Here is a 17655-nt window from a genome sequence, read left to right as displayed (position 1 = left end):
CCGCCGGGCACGGGAGGATGGGGCCATGGCGCCGACGCTGATCGACCTCACCCATCCGCTCACCACCGGCATGCCCGTCTACCCGGGCGACCCGGAGGTGGAGCTGCGGCCGGCCCTGACCACCGCCACCGCCGGGGTCAACGTCCTCGGGCTGCACCTCGGCTCGCAGTCCGGCACCCATGTGGACGCGCCGTACCACGTGGACGTCACCTGGCCGACCCTGGACGGGCTGCCGCTCGGCCTGTTCACCGGCCCCGCCGTGCTCGCCGACCTGCGCGGCCTGGAGCCGCGCACCGCCGTCACCCCCGGCCTGCTCGCGGACGCGCTGGCGCTGGTCACCCCCGGCGCGGTGCTGCTGCTGGCCACCGGCTGGCCCCGCCACTGGGGCACCGACCACTACCTCGCCCACCCCTACCTGACGCCCGCCGCCGCCGAGGCCGTGGTCGCGGCCGGCGTCCGGACCATCGGGGTGGACGCCCTCAGCATCGACCGGACGGCGGACCCGGGCCCGGCCGACCCGGCGGTGGCGGCGCTGCTCGCCGACCTCGCCGACGAGCACGACGGCGGGCACCCGGAGGAGGGCGGCGGCCTCGCGGCGCACCGGGTGCTGCTCGGCGCCGAGGGCGGCGCGGTGATCGCGGAGAACCTCACCGACCTCACCCCGCTGCTGGCGGCGCAGGGCGCCGGGGTGCCCGTGGAGGTCTCGTTCTTCCCCTTGCGGCTCGTCGCGGCGGACGGCGCGCCAGTCCGCGCGGTGGCCCGGATCGGCTGAACCGCCGGGCCCCGCAGGGCCCGAACGAACCGAGCCGGCCCGGACCTTGGTCTAGACCATCATGGCGACCCGCCGATAGGCTGCCCGCCATGGCAGAGATCATCGGTGTGGTCGAGCGGCTCTGGCGCTACCCCGTGAAATCCACCGGTGGCGAACAGCTCGACTCCGTCCAGGTGGACGAACGCGGCCTGGCCGGCGACCGGCTCTACGCCGTGCGCGACGGCGCGGGCAAGCTCGGCTCCGGCAAGAACACCCGCCGCTTCCGCCGGATGGACGGCCTGCTCCGCCTCGGCGCCCGGCTCGGCCACCGCCTCGACGGGCCCGTCCTGCTCGACCCGCTCGGCCGCCCGGTCACCGACCCCGACGCCTTCCTGCGCGCCTTCCTCCAGCTGGACGACGTCGAACTCGCCCGCGAGGACGCCGTCTCGCACTTCGACCAGCTGCCGGTCAGCGTGCTCACCACCGCCACCCTGGACTGGGTCCGCGAGGCCGCGCCCTGCACCGTCGTCGACGAACGCCGGTTCCGGCCCAACATCCTGCTGCGCACCCCGCCGGGCACCCCGCCCTTCGTCGAGGACCACTGGCTCGGCCACGAGGCCACCGTCACCGGCCGGGCCGGCCCCCGGCTCGCCTTCCTCCGCTCCAGCGAACGCTGCGTCATGACCGGTGCCCCGCAACCGGGTCTGCCGCACGCCCCCGAGATCCTCAAGGCGATCTTCGCCTCCCACGACGGCCACCTGGACGCCCTCGCCGAGGTCCGCCGCCCGGGCCGGCTGCAGCTGGGCGACAGCCTGACACTGGCCTGACCCCGGCCTGAGCCCCGCCGGGGCCCGGTCGGCCGGACGCGACGGCCGGCCGCCGGTCAGGAAGAGCCACCGGGCCGCCGGTCAGGCGGAACCGCCGATCAGGCAGAACGGGTGCCCCGCCGGGTCCGCGTAGACCCGCCAGCCCTCGTACGCCTTCAGCGGCGCGCCACCGTGGGCGATCACCGCCCGCTCGGCGGCCTCGATGTCCTCGACGTCGACGTCCAGGTGGATCTGCTGCGGGTGGGCCGGGTCCGGCCACTGCGGCGGGTGGAAGTCCTGCACCCGCTGGAAGGCCACCACCAGCCCGCCGTCGGTGTGCAGGGTGGACCAGTCCTCGTCCAGCGACCACCGCGGATCCGGCCGGTCCACCTCCCCGCCGAGCAGCGCCGCGTAGAAGCGGGCCAGCGCGGCCGGGTAGTGGCAGTCCAGGACGATGCACTGCAGCTTGCCGATCATGCGGGCTGACTCCTCCGGAAGGGCGGCGGACAGGTACGACACCTACGCGTACCACCTCGCCGCGCCCCGAAACCGCCGCCCCGCCGTCGCCGCCCGGACCGGCCGGCCCGCCCACCCCGGCGCCCGTCGAGGACGGCGGCCGGGCCGCGGGTCAGGCCCCTTCCAGCAGGCCCGCCGCTGCGGCCGTCACGAACCCCTGCCACGCCTCGGCGGAGGCGGCCAGGCGGGGCCGACCGGAGCGTGCAGGCGGCCGCGCTGCCGGTGCTGAACGCGGCGGACCGGTACGGCCATTCGAGCCGTACCGGTCTGTGGTGCGAGATCGACGCCTGAGTCCGGACGCCGGGCGCCGGGGGCGGGACGGTCAGACGCCCAGCCCCCGGATCACCAGGTCGAGCAGGGCGAAGAAGAAGAGCGAGATGCCGACGAAGCCGTTGGTGGTGAAGAAGGCGCGGTTGAGCCGCGAGAGGTCACCGGGCTTGACGATGGAGTGCTCGTAGACGAACGCGCAGACCACCACCAGCAGCCCCACCCAGAAGGCCGGGCCGGCGTCGGTGAGGACGGCGTACCAGCCGAGCAGCAGCACGGTGAGGACGTGGCAGGCCCGGGCGCCGTACAGGGCGCCGGCGATGCCGAAGCGGGCCGGCACCGACCGGACGCCCTCGGCGCGGTCGGCGGCGACGTCCTGGCAGCCGAAGATCAGGTCGAAGCCGCCGATCCAGATGCCGACCGCGAGGCCGAGCACCACGGCGTCCCAGGACCAGCTGCCGGTGACGGCCAGCCAGGCGCCGACCGGCCCCATCGCCTGGGCCAGGCCCAGGATCGCGTGCGGGAAGTCGGTGAACCGCTTGCCGTACGGGTAGACCACCATCGGGACGACGGCGACCGGGGCGAGCGCCAGGCAGAGCGGGTTGAGCAGGGCGGCGGCGCCGAGGAAGACCACCAGGGCGATCGCCGAGCCCGTGTAGGCGGTGCGCATCGAGACGGCGCCGGTGACCAGTTCGCGGCCGGCGGTGCGCGGGTTCCGGGCGTCGATCTCGCGGTCGATGATCCGGTTGGCGGCCATCGCGAAGGTCCGCAGGCCCACCATGCAGACGGTCACGATCACCAGCGTGGACCAGTGCACCCGCTCGTCGGTGAGGAACATCGCCGTCAGGGCCGCGATGTAGGCGAAGGGCAGGGCGAACACCGAGTGCTCGATCATGACCAGCCGCAGGAAGGCCTTGGCCTTGTTCGGCGGCGGGGCCTCGAAGAGATCGGCGGTGGTGCTCACAGCCCGTACTCCTTCCAGCGCTTGGTGACCAGGGCGGCCGTCTCCGGGTCGGAGGTGACCATCTCGGGCCAGCCGCCGTCGCGGGTGTAGCCCTCCTCGGGGAGCTTGCGGGTGGCGTCGATGCCCGCCTTGCCGCCCCAGAACTGCTGGTAGGACGCGTGGTCCAGGTGGTCGACCGGGCCCTCGACGACCGAGAGGTCCCGGCTGTAGTCGGTGTTGCCGAGCGCCCGCCAGGCCACCTCCTGGTAGTCGTGCACGTCGCAGTCGGCGTCCACCACGATGATCAGCTTGGTCAGCGACATCATGTGGGCGCCCCAGATCGCGTGCATGACCTTCTGGGCGTGCTTGGGGTACTTCTTGTCGATCGAGACGATCACGCAGTTGTGGAAGCCGCCGGCCTCGGGGAGGTCGTAGTCCACGATGTCCGGGATGATGATCTTCAGCAGCGGCAGGAAGAACCGCTCGGTGAACTTGCCCAGCGGGCCGTCCTCGGTCGGCGGGCGCCCCACCACGATCGACTGCAGGACCGGCCGCCTGCGCATCGTCACGCAGTCGATGGTCAGCGCCGGGAAGGGCTCCTGCGGGGTGTAGAAGCCGGTGTGGTCGCCGAACGGGCCCTCCGGCAGCATCTCGCCGGGCTCCAGCCAGCCCTCCAGCACGACCTCGGCGTCGGCGGGCACCTGGAGCGGCACGGTCTTGCAGTCGACCATCCGCACCCGCTCGCCGGCCACGAAGCCCGCGAACAGGTACTCGTCGATGTCGCCGGGCAGCGGCGCCGTCGCCGCGTAGGTGACGGCTGGCGGGCAGCCGAAGGCGATCGCGACCGGCAGGCGCTCACCGCGCTTGGCGGCCACCGCGTAGTGGTTGCGGCTGTCCTTGTGGATCTGCCAGTGCATGCCAATGGTCCGCCGGTCGTGCCGCTGCAGGCGGTACAGGCCGAGGTTGCGGATGCCGGAGTCCGGGTCCTTGGTGTGGGTCAGGCCGAGGTTGAAGAAGGAGCCGCCGTCCAGCGGCCAGGTGAACAGCGCCGGCAGGTCGTCCAGGTTGACGTCGTCGCCGGTGAGCACCACCTCGTGCACCGGGGCGTCGCCCGACTTCACGTTCTTCGGCGGCACGTGCGCCATCGAGGCCAGCTTGCCGAAGGCGTCCCGGAAGCCGGTGAAGCCCTGCGGCAGCTCCGGCTTCAGCAGACCGGCGATCTTCTCGGAGATCTCCTCCGGGCCCTTCAGGCCGAGCGACTTGGCCAGCCGGCGCTCGGTGCCGAAGACGTTCATGGCCAGCGGCATCGCCGCGCCCTTGACGTTCTCGAAGAGCAACGCCGGGCCCTTGGCCTTCTGCACCCGGTCGACGATCTCGCCGATCTCCAGATGGGGATCCACCTCGGCCTTGATCCGCCTGAGGTCGCCTTCTCGTTCCAGCGCCCGGAGAAACGAGCGGAGATCGTCGTATGCCATGCGAGTCAGTATCCGCCACCCGATAGCCTGGGCCGGTCAAGGGGCCCACCTGTCTCCGGGGGAGATCACCGCCGTGCTGAGGATGCTTCCGTTCCTGATCGTGCTCGCCCTGTGGATCTGGGCGTTCATCGACTGCCTCACCACGCCGGAGGAGGAGGTCCGCCACCTGCCCAAGGTGGTGTGGGTGATCATCATCCTGCTCTTCGGCGAGGTCCTGCTCGGCCCGATCGCCTGGCTGGTGGCCGGCAAGCAGCGGGCCGGCGCCCAGCGCCGCCAGGTGGCCTGGCCCTCCGGCACCGCCGGTTACCCGGAGTACGAGCGGCCCGCGGCCGGCCGCAGCACCGCGCCGGACGACGACCCCGAGTTCCTGGCGTCCTTGAAGAAGGACAACAAGCGGCACGAGGACATGCTCAAGCAGTGGGAGGCCGACCTGCGCCGCCGCGAGGAGGACCTGCGGGGCAAGGACGACCCGGACACCGGCGGCCGGGGCTGACCCGGCCCGCCCGCCGCTCCCCCGGACAGCCCACCCGGCACCGCCCGTGGTGGGCTTCCGCATTTTTGGCGCATCCCTACGAGTCCACCGCCCTGACGACGGCACTCGCCGACATGCACAGATCACTCGGGCCGAGCCGGAGAATCCCTCCATCCGCCCTCGAACGGCTCTGGACCAGCGGCTCTGACCTGCACCTTCCCGTCTTCCTCCAAGCCCCGCCGACACCGCTCGGCAGATCCGCCCCGATACCGGCCCGGTGGGCCCGATGGGGGCGCTTTCTGTTCAGGACTGACATCTAATCGCTCGCGACCTTGTACGGAATCGACGCCGAAACCAAGCTGCCGGGCCTCGTAGAGTCGGTAACTGAAGAAGTGATTCGCAGCCGGGGGCACCGCAGACGTTGGCTGTCGGACAGTTCCCTCACCCTTGGAGTGGTTCGAGATGACGGTTGTGCATGAGGCGCCGGTCGGTGACGAGATCCCCGAGATCCCGGCCGACGCCCGCGGGCGGGTCGCCGAGCTGCACGAACTGCGCGAGAAGGTTCGCAGCGGCCCGAGCGAGAAAGCCACCGAGGCCCAGCACGCCAAGGGCAAGCTGACCGCTCGCGAGCGGATCGACCTGCTCCTGGACGAGGGCTCCTTCCACGAGGTGGAGCCGCTGCGCCGGCACCGCGCCACCGGCTTCGGCCTGGAGGCCAAGAAGCCGCACACCGACGGTGTCATCGTCGGCTGGGGCACCGTGCACGGGCGCACCGTCTTCACCTACGCCCACGACTTCCGGATCTTCGGCGGCGCGCTGGGCGAGGCCCACGCGCAGAAGATCCACAAGATCATGGACATGGCCATCGCGGCCGGCGCCCCGCTGATCTCGCTGAACGACGGCGCCGGCGCCCGCATCCAGGAGGGCGTCACCGCGCTCGCCGGGTACGGCGGCATCTTCCAGCGCAACACCCGCGCCTCCGGCGTCATCCCGCAGATCTCCGTGATGCTCGGCCCCTGCGCCGGCGGCGCCGCCTACTCCCCCGCGCTGACCGACTTCATCTTCATGGTCCGCGAGACCTCGCAGATGTTCATCACCGGCCCGGACGTGGTGCAGGCCGTCACCGGCGAGAAGATCAGCCAGAACGGCCTCGGCGGCGCCGACGTCCACTCCGGCGTCTCCGGCGTCTCGCACTTCGCCTACGACGACGAGCAGAGCTGCATCGAGGAGGTCCGCTACCTCCTGTCGCTGCTGCCGCAGAACAACCGCGAGATGCCCCCGGCCAACGTCAACGACGACCCGGTGGACCGCCGCAACGACTCGCTGCTGGACCTCGTCCCCGCCGACGGCAACCGCCCGTACGACATGCGCAAGGTGATCGAGGAGATCGTCGACCACGGCGAGTTCCTGGAGATCCACGAGCGCTGGGCCACCAACGTGCTCTGCGTGCTGGCCCGGATCGACGGCCACGTCACCGGCATCATCGCCAACCAGCCGCAGTCGCTGGCCGGCGTGCTGGACATCAACGCCTCGGAGAAGGCCGCGCGCTTCGTCCAGATGTGCGACGCCTTCAACATCCCGCTGGTGACCATGCTGGACGTCCCGGGCTTCCTGCCCGGCGTCGACCAGGAGCACGACGGCATCATCCGGCACGGCGCCAAGCTCCTCTACGCGTACTGCAACGCCACCGTGCCGCGGATCCAGCTGATCCTGCGCAAGGCCTACGGCGGCGCGTACATCGTGATGGACTCCCGCTCGATCGGCGCGGACCTGTCCTTCGCCTGGCCCACCAACGAGATCGCCGTGATGGGCGCCGAGGGCGCGGCCAACGTCATCTTCCGCCGGGACATCAACGGCGCCGACGACCCCGAGGCGATGCGGGCGCAGAAGATCAAGGAGTACAAGAGCGAACTGATGCACCCGTACTACGCGGCCGAGCGCGGCCTCGTGGACGACGTCATCGACCCGGCCGAGACCCGCGCCGTGCTCGCCGCCTCGCTCGCCATGCTCCGCACCAAGCACGCCGACCTGCCCAGCCGCAAGCACGGCAACCCGCCGATGTAGTGGATCACCGCAGTGCACCGCCGCAGTTCGCAGTAGCCCGAAGCAGTTCGACGCAGTTCGAAGCACGTGCGCGCAGCTCGCGACAGCTCCCCGCAGGCCGGGGAGCCCGCACTCCGACCATCCATCCAGAAATCTGCACGGGGGAGAAACCAAAGGCCATGAGCGCTTCCGAACCTCTTGTCCGCATCGTCCGCGGCTCGCTGAACGACGAGGAACTCGCCGCCCTGACGGCCGTGCTGATGGCCCGCGCGGCCGTCGCCCAGCAGGCCGCCGCGGCGATCGCCCCGGTCGAGCCGATGGCCGGCTGGCAGCGCCTGGAGCGGCGCCAGCCGTACTGGTCGCCGGTCAGCTGGCAGCAGGCGGCGTAACCGCCCGCCGGGCCGCCCCGCCCGGCACCCGAGCGTCAACCCGGCCGGTGGCGCCCGCACCCCTGCGCCGCCGGCACCACGCGAACGGCCCCCTCGACCCCGGACACCGGGTGCCGAGGGGGCCGTTCGCGTACCCTGGCGGGCCGGGCCGGTGGAAGGGCCGGGCGAATTCTTGAAGACCGCCGGGGGAAGGGAAGTTGGCCCCCGTACAATTCCACCTGCGCGGTTTGCGGCTATCCTCCCCAGACCCCCGGACACCCGCCGCCCCCGACCGGACGCCGGCGCGGACCCACGACCCCTAGGAGGCTCCGATGGCTCGGCAGGCCCGTGCCCTGGCGACCCGGCAGGCAGTTCTCCGCGCCGCGGCCGTCGTGTTCGACAAACGGGGCTACGCCGGTGCCACGATGTCCGAGATCCTGGCGCAGGCGGCCGTCACCAAGGGCGCGCTCTACTTCCACTTCAGCTCCAAGGAGGAGCTGGCCCGGGCGGTCATCGAGGAGCAGTCCACCTGGCTCGCGTCCTGGGTCCCCACCTCGGACAGCCCGGTGCAGACGCTGATCGACCTCGGGTACGCCTTCGCCGACGCCCTGCAGCGGGACCCGCTGGTCCGCGGCAGCATCCGGCTCACCATCGAGCACGGCACCTTCACCCAGCCGCAGACCATGGCCTACCGCGGCTGGTCCGACGCGGCCCACCTGCTGCTGCGCAACGCCATGGACAAGGGCGAGCTGCACCCGGGGCTGGACACCGCCGGGGCGGCCGACGTGATCGTCGGCGCGGTGACCGGCATCCAGCTCACCTCCCAGGTGCTGACCGACCGGCAGGACCTGATCAAGCGGATGACCGACCTGTGGACCCTGCTGCTGCCCGGCCTGGTGCAGCCGCACGCGCTGGCCCGGCTGGCCGTGCACCCGCCTCAGCCGGAGGCCGCCGAGCAGGTCTCGAACCCGGGCTCGAACCCCGGCTCCGATCCCGGCTCGAACCCCGGCTCGTAGACCGGCGCCGGGACGCGGGCGGGCGCCGGGACGAACCCGCGCCCGAGGTCGAACACCCAGGCCGGGCCCGGGACGGCGGCGCGCTCCGGGGCGGGGTGCGCGGCGCGCTCCGGGCCGGGCCCGGCGCAGCCCCCGGCGACCGGAGCCGGCCCGTCGGCCCGGGGGAACACCGCTCCCGACCCCTCCGTCCGGTACTCACCCGTCCGCCCGGCCGGCACCAGGGCCGGCAGCGCCGAGGCCAGCACGGCGGCCACCGCCTCCGGGCGGAGCACCGCGGCGTCCGCCCAGGAGAGCAGCACCAGGCCGGCCGCGACCGCCGTCAGCAGCTCCGCCGACTCCTGGGGGCCTGCCCCCGGCCGCAGTTCGCCCGAGGCCTCGGCCAGCACCAGCTGCCGGCGCACCATCACCGTCCAGTCCCGCCAGGGGCCGCACCCCTCCGGGGCGCCCGGGCCCGGCGGCTCCTTGCCGCTCTGGGTGCCCTGGCTGAGCAGCACCCCGGCCCGCACCACGATGTCCTCGCGCAACAGCCTGGCCAGCTCGTGGGCCAGGTCGAGCAGGGCCTGCACGGCCGGCCCGTCACTGCGGCGGGCGCGCAGCACCGCGGTCGCGATGACCCGGCGGGCCGCCGCCCGCACCCCCTCGGCCAGCGCCTGCTTGGACACGAAGTGGAAGTAGAGGGCCCCCTTGCTGACCCCGGCACAGCGACTGATGTCCACCAGGCTCGCCGATTCGTAGCCCGCGTCGGCGAAAGTCCTCGCCGCCGCGAGCAGCACGGCCTGCCTGGTGCGTCCCGCCCGCTCCTGCTTGACCACTGAAGGCCCCTCCCTCTCGACCGGCACGGCACAGCCCGTCCCACCGCCCCGGCCGTTGGCGCCCCCGGATCCTCCGGGGACGATCCGGGGCCGGCCGGGCGGGCCGGAGCGCCGGCCCGGCGACCGGATCCCCGCCCGGCTCCGGCCCCCCGCCCCGCACCTGCCCCGTCCGCCGGCCGGTCTAAACCGCATGGTTGGTTTCTAATCTAACCCTTGCGCAGTAGTCTTCGTGCAGCGGGCGGTGGAGTCCGGCCCTTGCGCTGCCGGTCCGCACCCCACCACAGTTGTCCCAAGCCCGGACGGCCCCCGGCCAGCAGGAGAAACCGGGTGGTCTGTATGTTTCTCGTGGCCGCCCGCTCGCGGTCCCGTCGACCAACTCCCGGGAGTGGGGCAAGGAATGCCGCTGATCGCAGAACTGGGCGAGGACGAGGCGTATCCCGAACCCGGCGCCGGCTACGACTTCCACGAGCGGACCGTCTCCCGGCACCTGGTGCACCGCACCACGGTCTCCGAGGTCTTCCTCACCGGCTGGCAGGCCACCGGCCCGTACGACTTCCTGCTCGGCGCCCAGTGGCCGCGCGCCCACGGCTTCTACCGGCTGCCCGGGGACGCCCAGCACGACCCCGTCCTGATGGCCGAGACGATCCGCCAGGCCGGCCTGCTGATCTCGCACGTCGGCTTCGGCGTCCCGCAGGGCCACCAGTTCGCGATGGACGACCTGTCCTACACGGTGGACCTGGCCGGCCTGACCATCGGCGCCCGCCCCGCCTCGCTGATGCTCCGGGTGAGCTGCCAGGACGTCCGGATGCGGCACCGCCGGCTCGCCTCGCTGCGGATCGACGTCCAGGCCGAGCGGGACGGGCGGCCGCTCGGCCACGGCTCCGGGCAGGTCTCGGTGATCCCGCCGCAGGCCTACCGGCGGCTGCGCGGACGCGACGGCCTCTACCCCGTCCCGCTCCGGCCCGGCACCGCCACCACGCCCGCGCTGGTCGGCCGGGAGAACCCCTCGGACGTGGTGCTGACCCCGGCCCGCCAGCCCGGCACCTGGCTGCTGCGGGCCGACGCCCGGCACCCGGTCCTGTTCGACCACCCGGTCGACCACGTCCCCGGGATGCTCGTCCTGGAGGCCGCCCGCCAGGCCGCCCAGCGGCTGCGGCACCCCGAGCCGGTGGTGCCCGTCGAGGCGATCAGCAGCTTCGAGCACTACATCGAGCTGGACCGGCCCTGCCTGGTCCGCGCCTGGCTGGAGCCGGGCCCGGACCCGCGCCGGGTGCCGGTCCGGGTGACGCTGGAGCAGGACGGCCGCACCGCCGCCGAGTGCCGCCTGGTCACCGAGCCGCTGGCCCCCGCGGCGGCGATGCTGGAGGCCCCGGCGCTGCCGGGTGCCCCGGGCTTCCGGGACGGCCACGGCCAGGACCTGCAGATCGCCTCCTGACCGGGCGGCCGCCCGCGGGCTGCGCGCGGCCCGGCGCGCTCAGCCGGCCTGCACGGCCTGGGTGCGCGTGGCCTGGGTGCGCGTGGCCTGGGTGCGCGGCTTGGGTGCGCTCAGGACCGTGCCCGGGCCGGGTGGCCGGCGGGAGCGGCGCCGCCGGCCAGGGCGGCGCGGTACCAGGGCGCGTGGTCCGCGAACCGCGCGGCGAAGCCCGGGCCGGGGTCGACGCCGGCCAGCGCCCAGAGCCGGGAGCTGTCGTACCAGTGGTCGACGGCCAGCAGCGAGAGCCGGCGCTCCCGGACGGGGGTCGCGCCGCCGAGCAGCTCCAGCGCCGCCGCCATGGTGATGTCCCCCTCGGGCAGCGGGAGCCCCAGCGCGGCGGCCACCGTCCCGACCAGCTCCCGCGCGGTGACCGGCACCGGGTGACTCGCGTGCAGGACCCGCCCGCCGGGCCGCCCGGCCGGATCCGGGGCCTGCTCCGGGGCATGCCCGGCCGCCCGGCCCGGCCCCGGGCCGACGGCGAGCGCGGCGAGGGCCCGCGCCAGGTCGTCCACGGCGACCAGCGAGAGCCTGGCCCGGCCGCCGTCCACCCAGTGCGGCAGCCCGCGCACCAGCTGCGCCAGCGCCGGCACGAACCAGGTGTCCCCGGCGCCGTAGACCAGGTGCGGGCGCAGCACCGTACCGCCGGCCGCGAGCACCAGCCGCTCGCCCGCCAGCCTGGTCCGGCTGGTGACGGAGACCGGCCCGGTCTCCAACTCGCCCTCGGCGGCCCCCCGGTGGGCGCCGTCGCGGTAGACGGCCGCGGTGCCGAGCTGGACGATCCGGCGCACACCCGCACGGGCGGCCTCGGCCAGCAGGTTGCGGGTGCCCTCCACGTTGACCGCGCGGGCCTCCTCCTCGTCCTCGCCGACCCGCACGGCGAGGTGCAGGACGGTGTCCACGCCGTCGCAGAGGCCGCGCAGCGAGGCCGGGTCGGTGAGGTCGCCGTGGGCGTGCTCCGGCCGCGGCAGGGCCTCGGCGCCGGCGCCGGTGCCCGTCCCGTCCGGCACCGGCCGCCGGTGGGTCAGCACCCGCAGGACGGACGGCCGCCCGGCCTCCGCGCCGGCCCGGTGCAGGGCGCGCCGGAGCTCGCCGACCGTCCAGCCGCCGGTGAAGCCGGCTCCTCCGGTCAGCAGGACGGTCCGGGTGGTGCTCGGCATCGGCGTGCGCCTCTCGCTCTCCACGGGTGGGCGGCCCGGCCGGGCCGTCCCGGTCAGGCCGGTCAAGGCCGGGCAGGTCAAGGCCGGGCAGGGCCGCTCAGGGCCGGGTCGGGGCCTCCGGGCGGCCCGGTCCGGTCGGGCCGGTCAGGCCGCGGCCAGTGCCGCCGGACGGCCCGCGTGCATGACGCTGAGGTTGAGGGCCAGCCGGTTGGGGTCCTGGGTGAGCCAGAGCCGCAGGGTGGCCCCGAGCATGGCGCTGGCGGAGCCGATCCGCACGCCGGTGACCTGGGCGACCCGGGCCGCGCCGGGGACGAGCAGGTCCGCCAGCGGGGTGGGCAGCCAGACCGTCAGGGCGCAGGGCGCAGGGGCGGCCAGGGCGGCGAGCAGCCGGTAGGCGTCCGCCGGGCTGTAGAGGGTGGGGATGACGTCCAGCAGGCCGTCGGCGACCACCTCGGACAGATCGCTGTGGTGCCCTTGTGCGAGCCTGCGGAGCAGCGTTCGCTCGGCGGCGGTGATTCGGACGGTCACCATGACCTCGTCGCACTCCATTGCGCGGTCCTCCTCGACGCTCCCGTGCCAGGCCCAGATGCCTGGCACATACCCTGCCACAAACTGTCATATATCCGGACACCGCCCCCGGCGGCGTCAGGAAGGCCGCGACGGCGGCCCGGCGGCCGCCGCTGCCGCCGGTACCGGTACCGGCACCGGCCCGGCGCCGTGGGCCCGTTCGGCCGTGGTGGCGACCGTCAGCGGGACCTCACCGGCGGGATCGCGGGGGAGGCCGGGAGGTCCGGCCGCGGCACCCCGTCGGGGGAGGAGGCGGCGGCGCGGCGGTGCCGCCGGGTCAGCACCAGGTACCGGGCCCCGGCGGCGGCCGGCAGGAGCACCGGCGGGACGACTCCGCCGGGGGCCCGGCCCGGCCGGTCGTCACCCCGCCGGGACGGTCGCGGCCGGGACGGCGCGCCTGGTCCTCGGCCATCGTTCCCCTCCCCTGAGAATGCGATGCGGTGGAGCGTGCGGCCCGGACGGCGGCCGGCTGCCGGCGGCCTCCCCCCGGCCTCCGGCCGGGCCCCCCGGGCCGGCCGCCGAAGGGTGCCGGCCGGCTGCGGTCAGACGCCCGCGTACGAGTGCTTGCCGGTGACGAAGATGTTGACGCCGTAGTAGTTGAAGAGCCAGCAGGCGAAGGCCGCCAGCGCCAGGTAGGCCGCCTTGCGCCCCTTCCAGCCGGCGGTGGCACGGGCGTGCAGGTAGCAGGCGTAGGCGACCCAGGTGATGAAGGACCAGGTCTCCTTCGGGTCCCACTCCCAGTACTTGCCCCAGGCGGCCTCGGCCCAGATCGCGCCCGCGATGATGGTGAAGGTCCAGAGCGGGAAGACCAGGGCGTTGATCCGGTACGAGAGCTTGTCCAGGGTGGAGGCGGCGGGCAGCCGCTGCCAGACCGAGGCCGAGGTGCGCAGCGGGCCGGTGGTCAGCCCGGCCGCGATCCGCTTGTCGTACGAGTCCTTGCCGAGGTACAGCGCGGTGGTGATGAAGGCCGCGTAGAACGCACCGCCGCAGATGATCGCGGTGGAGACGTGGATGGCCAGCCAGTACGAGTGCAGGGCCGGCACCAGCTGCTCGGAGTCGGTGTAGAGCACCGTGGTGGCCACGCCGAGGGTCAGCAGGCCGGCCACCATGACCGGCAGGCCGAGCCAACGGGCCTGCTTCTTGGCGGCCAGCAGGGCCAGGAAGGCCAGCACCATGGTCAGCGCGAAGGCGCAGGAGAACTCGTACATGTTGCCCCAGGGCCAGCGGGTCACCGACAGGCCTCGGGCGATCACCCCGCCGGCGTGCAGCAGCGCGCCGAGAACGGTGAGCGAGATGGCGATCCGCCCGGCCAGGTCGGCCTTCTCGCTGCCGCCGGCCGCGCCCGGGCCGTCCGCCTCCTCGCCCTCGCCGCGGCCGCTGGTGACGACCGTCGCGCCCTCGCCCGCGAGGGCGGTCCGGGTCAGCGTGGTGGTGCCGCCGCCGGCCGCGGCCACCGTGACGGTGACCTTCTTGGCCGCCTTCGCGGGCTTGCCCGCGGCGGCCGCGGCCACCGTCTCGGCGAGGCTGGACTGCTCGGAGGAGCGGACGGCGACCGCGCCCTTGCTGCCGAAGGTCCACTCGAACATGTAGGCGAACATGCCGAAGAGGTACACGGCCATGGCCGAGTAGATGAGCTTGTTGGAGAGGTCGGCCAGGCTGGGGTCGACCGCCGAGGCGAGATGCACCGTCTACTCCTTGGAGTGCGGGTCGGCAGGGACTGCGGGGTCTGGGGTTGCGTCGGGTGCGGGTCCGGCCTCGGCCTCGGCCGCATCCGTCCCCGGCTCGTCGCGTTCCGGCTCGTCGAGGGCCGGCTCGTCGGGGTCCGGCTCGTCGAGGGCCGGTGCGTCGTCCTGGAGGTCGACCGCGAGTTCGGCCAGCTCCTCGGCGATCTTCGCGGACTCGCTGCGGGCGAGCCCCGCGAGTTCGACCAGGGTGGTGCCGTCCGGCAGGGCGACCGCCCGCACCCAGACCCGGCGGCGCTGCACGAACAGCGAGCCGATCAGGCCGAGGATCGCGCACACCGCTCCGGTCAGGGCGATCGCGTTGCCCGGGCGGTGGGACACGTTGAAGCTGGCCCACTGCTTGTAGCCGTCGAAGGTGACGGTCCCGTAGTTGTCCGGCAGGGTCCAGCCCTGGCCCGGCTTCAGCTTCACCTTGGCGATCTGGCCGTCCTGGGTGAGCTGGGTCATGCCCCGGCTGTCCAGCTGGTAGACGTTCTCCGGCAGGCCGGAGTCGCCGGCCGGGCCGACGTACGCGTTGAGCACCAGCAGCGGGTCGGCGTCACCGGGGAACAGCGAGCGCGGGCCGGTGCTCATGTCGAAGTTGGCCGGCGCGGTCGGCAGGAAGAAGCCCTGGAAGGCCATCTTGACCTTCTTGTCGTCCTTCTCGCTGAAGCCGTAGTCGGACACCTTGATCACACCGGTGGAGGTCAGGTTGGCGTCCTGCGGCAGGAACGCGGTCGGGCCCGAGTAGACCACCTCGCCCTTGGCGTTCTTCACCGTGACGACCGGCGCGTAGCCGTGGCCGATCAGGAAGACCTTGCTGTCGCCGATCTCCAGCGGGTGGTTGACCTCGATGTCGCCCTTGGTCAGCTTCGAGTCGTCGCTGCCCTTCCAGTACCGGATGTGCGCGGTGAACTCGCGGGCACTGCCGACCTGGTCACCGCTGGTCTGGAAGCGGGAGGTGAAGTTGTCGAGCTTGAAGCCGAACGAGTCCAGGTCCTCCGAGCCGTAGAAGGCCGTGCCCTTGAAGTCGTCCAGCTGGGTCATGGTGTTGGAGTAGCCCTGGCCCTCGATCACCAGCTTGCCGCCCTGTCCGCTGGCCAGGCTCGCCCAGGCGAAGCCGGCCAGCAGCGCGAACAGCGACAGGTGGAAGAGCAGGTTGCCGACCTCGCGCAGGTAGCCCTTCTCGGACGCCACCGAGCCGTCGGCCAGGTTCGCCCGGAACCGCCGGCGGCGCAGCAGCCGGTGCGCGGCCGCGTTCACCGTGCGGGCGTCCGCGTCGGTGCGCCAGGCCGCGTACACCGGCATCCGGGTCAGGTTGCGCGGCGCGGCCGGCGGGTGCGCGCGCAGCACCCCGACGAACTGCCAGGTGCGCGGGACGATGCAGCCGGCCAGCGAGACGAACAGCAGGATGTAGATCGCCGAGAACCAGACCGAGCTGTAGACGTCGAACAGCTGGAGCTTCTGGTAGACCGGCGCGACCGTGGTGTGGGCGGCCTTCCAGGCCTGCACCTTGAAGGCGTTCTGGCCGTTCTGCGGGATCAGCGAGCCGGGGACGGCCGCCAGCGAGAGCAGGAAGAGCAGGATCAGCGCGACCCGCATCGAGGTCAGCTGGCGCCACGTCCAGCGCAGCCAGCCGAACGCCCCTATGCCGGCCGGGCCGTCCGACTCGGCCGGGGCGCTGCTGAGGCGCTCGGCCGTCCGCTCGTCCTCGTCGGGCCGGCTGACCCCGGTGTCGGTGTCGGTGTTGCTCACGCTCAGATTCCGATCGAGAAGTCGGCGGTCAGGACCTGCATCTGCTGCACCAGCGAGTCCCAGACCCCGGTGACCAGCAGCAGCCCCACGGCGACCAGCATGCCGCCGCCGATCCGCATCACCAGCGGGTAGTGCCGCTTGACCCAGCCGAAGGCGCCCAGCGCCCGGCGGAAGGCCAGCGCGGCCAGGATGAACGGTACGCCCAGCCCCAGGCAGTAGACGGTCATCAGGAGCGCGGCGCGGCCCGCGTCCGCCTCGCTGGTGGAGAGCGACAGGATGGTGCCCAGGGTCGGGCCGATGCACGGCGTCCAGCCCACCCCGAAGACCACACCGAGCAGCGGCGCCCCCGCCAGGCCGATCGCCGGGCGGCGGTGCGAGCGCATCTCGCGCATGCTCAGGCCGGGCACCAGGCCCATGAAGGCCAGCCCCATCACGATCGTCAGCGAGCCGAGCACCACGCCGATCGCCCGCCGGTGCTCCTGCAAGGTCTGCCCGAAGTAGCCGAACAGCGCGCCGGTGGAGACGAACACCGCCGTGAAGCCGAGGATGAACAGCACCGAGCCGAGCAGCATCCGGCCGCGCCGGGCGCCGCGCGCGTCGGCGAGGTCGGCGGCGGAGAAGCCGGTGACGTACGAGAGGTAGCCCGGCACCAGCGGCAGCACGCAGGGCGAGAAGAAGGAGAGCAGGCCGGCCGCCAGCGCCACCGGTACGGCCAGCAGGATGGCGCCGCTCTCGACGGTGCCGGCGGCGCCGCCCAGCGCGGTCAGGGTGGTGCTCAACTCTTCTGCTCCGCCAGGACGGGCTTCAGCATCGCCTCGATGTCCTCGGCCTCCAGCGCCCGCATCGCCCGGGCCGCCAGCCTGCCGTCGCGGTCGATCACCAGGGTGGTCGGGATCGACTGCGGGTTGAGGCTGCCCTTGGGGAACTTGAGGATCTGGGTGCCGTCCGGGTCGTACAGGCTGGGGAAGGTGACACCCTTCTCCTGCTCGAAGCGGACGGCGTTCGCCGGGTCGATGTCCCGGGTGTTGATGCCGAGGAACTGGACGCCCTGGTCCTTGTAGGCGTCCCAGACCGACTGCAGGTTGGGGGCCTCGGCGCGGCACGGGTTGCACCAGGAGCCCCAGATGTTCAGCACCACGACCTTGCCCCGGTAGTCCGAGAGCGCGACCTTGGTGCCCTCCAGGGTGGTGCCGGAGATGTCCGGCGCGTCCTTGCGGTGGCCGGCGGCGGCGGTGTCCGGCGCGCCGCCCTTGCCGACGATGAAGCCGGTCTGCGCGTCACCACTGCCCGATGACCCGGACGACGAGCAACCGGTGAGGACGAGCGCGGCAGCGGCGGCTACGGCTGCGGCGAGACGAAGGCGGGGACGCGTCGTGCCAGACATGTGAAAAGTTTCGCATGGGACTCCGGGCGGGTTTCGGGGGGTCCGACCTAGCGTGTCGAACCGCCCCTGACCTGCGGCTGCGCCAAGGCGCGGCTGGGCGCTCCGGTCGCGAAGCGCTTATCCGCCGG

17 protein-coding genes are annotated in these 17655 nt (G+C 73.4%); 7 read left to right on the top strand and 10 right to left on the bottom strand.

Going from position 1 to position 17655, the window contains the following annotated elements; genetic code table 11:
- The first annotated feature begins 25 nt into the window (after positions 1-25).
- A complete protein-coding gene (locus IE329_RS29350) occupies positions 26-772 on the top strand; it encodes a cyclase family protein (RefSeq protein ID WP_190214020.1) in 747 nt (248 codons plus the stop codon).
- Between the two features lie 89 nt (positions 773-861).
- On the top strand, positions 862-1578 hold the full coding sequence (locus IE329_RS29345) for an MOSC domain-containing protein (protein ID WP_190214019.1): 717 nt from the start codon (positions 862-864) through the stop codon (positions 1576-1578).
- An 81-nt stretch (positions 1579-1659) separates the two neighbouring features.
- Here the strand turns inward: IE329_RS29345 and IE329_RS29340 are convergent, their stop codons facing one another.
- From IE329_RS29340 to IE329_RS29330, 3 genes are all read right to left on the bottom strand, one after another.
- Positions 1660-2034 carry a VOC family protein gene (locus IE329_RS29340; protein WP_190214018.1) on the bottom strand — a complete coding sequence of 125 codons (375 nt, stop codon included), beginning with the start codon at positions 2032-2034 and terminating at the stop codon, positions 1660-1662.
- Positions 2035-2395: 361 nt separating this feature from the next.
- Positions 2396-3304: a menaquinone biosynthesis prenyltransferase MqnP gene (gene mqnP, locus IE329_RS29335; protein ID WP_229927861.1), complete on the bottom strand. Its 909-nt coding sequence runs from the start codon at positions 3302-3304 to the stop codon at positions 2396-2398.
- Complete coding sequence (locus tag IE329_RS29330) at positions 3301-4758, bottom strand: menaquinone biosynthesis decarboxylase (protein WP_190214017.1); 1458 nt, start codon at positions 4756-4758, stop codon at positions 3301-3303. Before IE329_RS29330 ends, mqnP begins: the two co-directional genes overlap by 4 nt.
- Positions 4759-4831: 73 nt before the next feature.
- Here IE329_RS29330 and IE329_RS29325 point away from each other — a divergent pair, with 73 nt between their 5' ends.
- From IE329_RS29325 to IE329_RS29310, 4 genes are all read left to right on the top strand, one after another.
- A complete protein-coding gene (locus tag IE329_RS29325) occupies positions 4832-5251 on the top strand; it encodes a PLD nuclease N-terminal domain-containing protein (protein ID WP_190214016.1) in 420 nt (139 codons plus the stop codon).
- Between the two features lie 441 nt (positions 5252-5692).
- On the top strand, positions 5693-7294 hold the full coding sequence (locus IE329_RS29320) for an acyl-CoA carboxylase subunit beta (RefSeq protein WP_190214015.1): 1602 nt from the start codon (positions 5693-5695) through the stop codon (positions 7292-7294).
- Between the two features lie 158 nt (positions 7295-7452).
- Positions 7453-7662 carry an acyl-CoA carboxylase subunit epsilon gene (locus tag IE329_RS29315; protein WP_190214014.1) on the top strand — a complete coding sequence of 70 codons (210 nt, stop codon included), beginning with the start codon at positions 7453-7455 and terminating at the stop codon, positions 7660-7662.
- Between the two features lie 311 nt (positions 7663-7973).
- Positions 7974-8657, top strand: coding sequence for a ScbR family autoregulator-binding transcription factor (locus IE329_RS29310; RefSeq protein WP_190214013.1), 684 nt, complete (start codon positions 7974-7976; stop codon positions 8655-8657).
- Here the strand turns inward: IE329_RS29310 and IE329_RS41635 are convergent.
- Complete coding sequence (locus IE329_RS41635; protein WP_190214012.1) at positions 8579-9469, bottom strand: ScbR family autoregulator-binding transcription factor; 891 nt, start codon at positions 9467-9469, stop codon at positions 8579-8581. The two genes, IE329_RS29310 and IE329_RS41635, sit on opposite strands and share 79 nt — an antisense overlap.
- Before the next feature lie 397 nt (positions 9470-9866).
- Between IE329_RS41635 and IE329_RS29300 the strand changes: the two genes are divergently transcribed.
- Positions 9867-10904 (top strand): ScbA/BarX family gamma-butyrolactone biosynthesis protein, encoded by a 1038-nt coding sequence (locus IE329_RS29300; protein WP_190214011.1) that lies wholly within the window; start codon positions 9867-9869, stop codon positions 10902-10904.
- A 110-nt stretch (positions 10905-11014) separates the two neighbouring features.
- Here the strand turns inward: IE329_RS29300 and IE329_RS29295 are convergent, their stop codons facing one another.
- The 6 genes from IE329_RS29295 to IE329_RS29270 form a co-directional block, all read right to left on the bottom strand.
- Positions 11015-12100, bottom strand: a complete 1086-nt coding sequence (locus IE329_RS29295) for an NAD-dependent epimerase/dehydratase family protein (RefSeq protein ID WP_190214010.1) — start codon at positions 12098-12100, stop codon at positions 11015-11017.
- A 144-nt stretch (positions 12101-12244) separates the two neighbouring features.
- Positions 12245-12631 (bottom strand): hypothetical protein, encoded by a 387-nt coding sequence (locus IE329_RS29290; RefSeq protein WP_229927860.1) that lies wholly within the window; start codon positions 12629-12631, stop codon positions 12245-12247.
- Positions 12632-13209: 578 nt separating this feature from the next.
- Entirely contained in the window at positions 13210-14352 is a 1143-nt protein-coding gene (gene ccsB / locus IE329_RS29285) for a c-type cytochrome biogenesis protein CcsB (RefSeq protein WP_190214008.1), read from the bottom strand.
- Positions 14353-14355: 3 nt separating this feature from the next.
- Positions 14356-16143, bottom strand: a complete 1788-nt coding sequence (gene resB, locus IE329_RS29280) for a cytochrome c biogenesis protein ResB (RefSeq protein WP_190214007.1) — start codon at positions 16141-16143, stop codon at positions 14356-14358.
- A gap of 2 nt (positions 16144-16145) precedes the next feature.
- Positions 16146-16922, bottom strand: a complete 777-nt coding sequence (locus IE329_RS29275; RefSeq protein ID WP_229927859.1) for a cytochrome c biogenesis CcdA family protein — start codon at positions 16920-16922, stop codon at positions 16146-16148.
- Positions 16919-17527, bottom strand: coding sequence for a TlpA family protein disulfide reductase (locus IE329_RS29270; RefSeq protein ID WP_190214006.1), 609 nt, complete (start codon positions 17525-17527; stop codon positions 16919-16921). The genes IE329_RS29275 and IE329_RS29270 overlap by 4 nt, the downstream gene beginning before the upstream one ends.
- Positions 17528-17655: the final 128 nt, after the last annotated feature.

The sequence above is a fragment of the Kitasatospora indigofera genome (assembly GCF_014655955.1).
GTDB lineage: Bacteria > Actinomycetota > Actinomycetes > Streptomycetales > Streptomycetaceae > Kitasatospora > Kitasatospora indigofera.
The sequence above is the reverse complement of the archived record's forward strand: the minus strand, read 5'-3'. Positions and strand labels throughout refer to the sequence as shown.